The sequence below is a fragment of the Pseudoroseomonas cervicalis ATCC 49957 genome (assembly GCF_000164635.1).
Lineage (GTDB): Bacteria > Pseudomonadota > Alphaproteobacteria > Acetobacterales > Acetobacteraceae > Pseudoroseomonas > Pseudoroseomonas cervicalis.
Genome location: NZ_GG770780.1, coordinates 91,824 through 94,475, shown reverse-complemented (window position 1 = coordinate 94,475; position 2,652 = coordinate 91,824). Strand labels below are relative to the sequence as shown.

The 2,652-nt window shown below is 75.1% G+C and carries 3 protein-coding genes; all 3 read right to left on the bottom strand.

What is annotated here, in order from left to right:
• Positions 1–1,080, bottom strand: a 1,080-nt coding sequence (locus HMPREF0731_RS13830) for a glycosyltransferase family 4 protein (protein WP_007004771.1), incomplete at its 3' end; no start/stop codon positions are given.
• A gap of 3 nt (positions 1,081–1,083) precedes the next feature.
• Positions 1,084–2,307 carry a DegT/DnrJ/EryC1/StrS family aminotransferase gene (locus tag HMPREF0731_RS13825; RefSeq protein WP_007004770.1) on the bottom strand — a complete coding sequence of 408 codons (1,224 nt, stop codon included), beginning with the start codon at positions 2,305–2,307 and terminating at the stop codon, positions 1,084–1,086.
• Positions 2,308–2,380: 73 nt separating this feature from the next.
• Positions 2,381–2,652: sugar transferase (locus HMPREF0731_RS24380; protein ID WP_007004769.1), on the bottom strand; the 272-nt coding region annotated here is incomplete at its 5' end.

Sequence of the window (2,652 nt, the reverse complement as noted above, 5' to 3'; positions counted from 1 at the left end):
CGCGGCGGCCAGGGAAGCGGCCTCGCCGGGCGGGGTGGACAGGCCGCAGGGCCCCTCGGCCAGCAGCCGGGCGGCGCGGCCGGGCACATTGCCGACCACCGGCAGCCCGGCGGCCAGATAGTCCATCAGCTTGTTCGGCGCCGTCCATTCGGCGAATTCCGGCAGCGGCGCCAGGCATTGCAGCCCGACCTGCGCGCCGGCCAGCAGCGAGGCGAGCTGCCGCTTCGGCAGCGGCGCCAGGAAGCTGACATTGTGCAGCCCGCGCGACGCCGCCGCCTCGCGCAGCCGGGGCTTCTCCGAGCCCTCGCCCACCAGCAGCAGGCGGATGCGGCGCTCGCCCTGCTCCAGCAGCAGGGCGGCGGCGTCGAGCAGCTGCTCCAGCCCGTTGGCGCGGCCATGCGCCCCGGCATAGACCGCCAGCACCTCCCAGGGCGCCGCCTCGGCCGGGCGCCAGGGGGCGATGTGCGGGCCGAACAGCTCCAGGTCGCAGCCATTCGGCACCACATGCACATGCTCCGGCGCGGCGCCACGGGCCAGGGCGGTCTCCGCCATGCCCTCGCTCAGCGCCACCACGGCGGCGGCCTCGCGGCAGGCGGCATCCGCCAGCCAGCCCATGCCAGCCAGCGCCCAGCCCGGCACCCCGCCCAGCGCGCGCGGCAGTTCCGGCCAGGGGTCGCGGATCTCGAACACGAAGGGGGTGCCGCGCAGCCGCCGCGCCAGCAGCGCCGGCAGCGCCACGGTGAGCGGGGTGGAGCTGGCCACCACCAGATCCCAGCGGGAGGAGAGCGCCAGCCGCCCGGCGGCGGCGGCGTAGCGGCCGAAGGCGAGGCCGCGGGCGCCGAGCCCCTGGTCGTTGCCGCAGGGGATGTCGAACTCGACCAGCCGCAGCCCGCGCAGCAGCCCCTCGCGCCGGCCGCCGCGATAGGCGCCGGTGAGGCCGGTGACGGCGCCCTGGTAGCGGCCGCAGGCCAGCGTCACATGGTGGCCGCCGGCCACCAGGGCCGTGGCCATGGCGTGGCTGCGCGTCGCCGTGGCGCCGGAGGGGCCGGAATAATGCTGGTGCAGGTAGAGGATGCGCATGGCTCAGCCCCCCAGCAGGCAGGCGCGGACCACCTCGATGACGCGGTCCTGCTCGGCCGCGCTCATGGCGCCGCTGGGCAGGCAGAGGCCGCGCTCGAACAGCCGCCCGGAATGGCCGGGGCCGTGGCAGCGCGCACCGCGGAAGGCCGGCTGCAGGTGCAGCGGCTTCCAGACCGGGCGGCTCTCGATATTGGCGGCCTCCAGCGCGCGGCGCAGCGTCTCGGGCGTGGCGCCGCTGCGCTGCGGGTCGAGCTGCAGCACGCTCAGCCAGCGCGTGGCGCGGCCCCATTCCGGCTCGGGCATGAAGGTGACGCCGGGCAGGTCGGACAGCGCCTCGGCGTAGCGGGCCTGCACCAGCCGGCGGGCGGCGACGCGGGCCTGCAGGGCGCCGATCTGCGCCAGCCCGACCGAGGCGAGCACCGAGGACAGGCCGTAGGAATAGCCCGTCGTCTCGTGCTGGTAGTGCGGCGCCGCCTCCTTCGCCTGGGTGGCCAGGTGGCGGGCGCGGGCGATCAGCGCCGGGTCGTCGGAGACCAGCGCGCCGCCACCGCCGGCGGTGATGATCTTGTTGCCGTTGAAGGAGAAGGCGGCCAGCGCCGCGCCCTTGGCCACGGGGCGGCCGCGATACTGCGCGCCCAGCGCCTCGGCGCTGTCGCACAGCACCGGCACGCCCCAGCGGCCGCACAGCGCCAGGATGGCGTCGAGGTCGCAGGGCTGGCCATAGAGATCGACCGGCACCACGGCGCGCGGCAGCCTGCCGCGCCGCGCCGCCTGGCGCAGCTGGCTCTCCAGCACCTCGGGGTCGAGCGTCCAGCTCTCCGGCGCCACGTCCAGGAAGCGCGGCCGGGCGCCCATCTGCACCGCCGGGGCGATGGTGGCGACGAAGGTCAGGCTCTGGGTCCAGACCTCGTCGCCGCGCTCGACGCCCAGCACCCGGTAGGCCAGGTGCAGCGCCGCGGTGCCGGAGGCGACGGCGGCGGCGTGGGCGAAGCCGGTGGCGGTGCAGAGCGCGGCCTCGAAGGCGGCGGGCACCGGGCCGGCCGGGGCGATCCAGCCCTCGGTCAGGGTGCGGCTGAGCGTCGCCAGCTCGCCCCCCACCAGGCTCGGCGGCGAGAGGTGGATGCGCGGCCGCGCCGGCAAGCCTGGCCTCGCCCGGTGCGGAAAGGGCAGCACGCTGCCCGCGCCGCCGAAAGCCGTCTCGCCCGCCCAGCCCTGGATCGCCGCCATCTTTGCCACCTGCTCACGGTTTTGTGAACGCCCCTGAAAGGATCATACGGAGCGAGAGTTTTCAAGAAACAAATCAACCGGAGATGTTTAATTCGCGATCAACAGGCGACGTTGCTTCCGCGACCTGTGAGTCAAATCGCGGCATGGTGGCGTGGCCGGGGGCGTTGACACCCTTTCCTTTCAGAAGGATGAAGATTGTTCCTAAGGCGGCACGGAAATCGCCGCGCAGGGTGACGCGGCGCACATAGAGCGCGTCATGCGCGAGGCGCTCCTCCCAGGGCACGGCGTTGCGCCCCGCCGCCTGGGCCGGGCCGGCCAGGCCGGGGCGCGCCCGCAGCCGGCTGC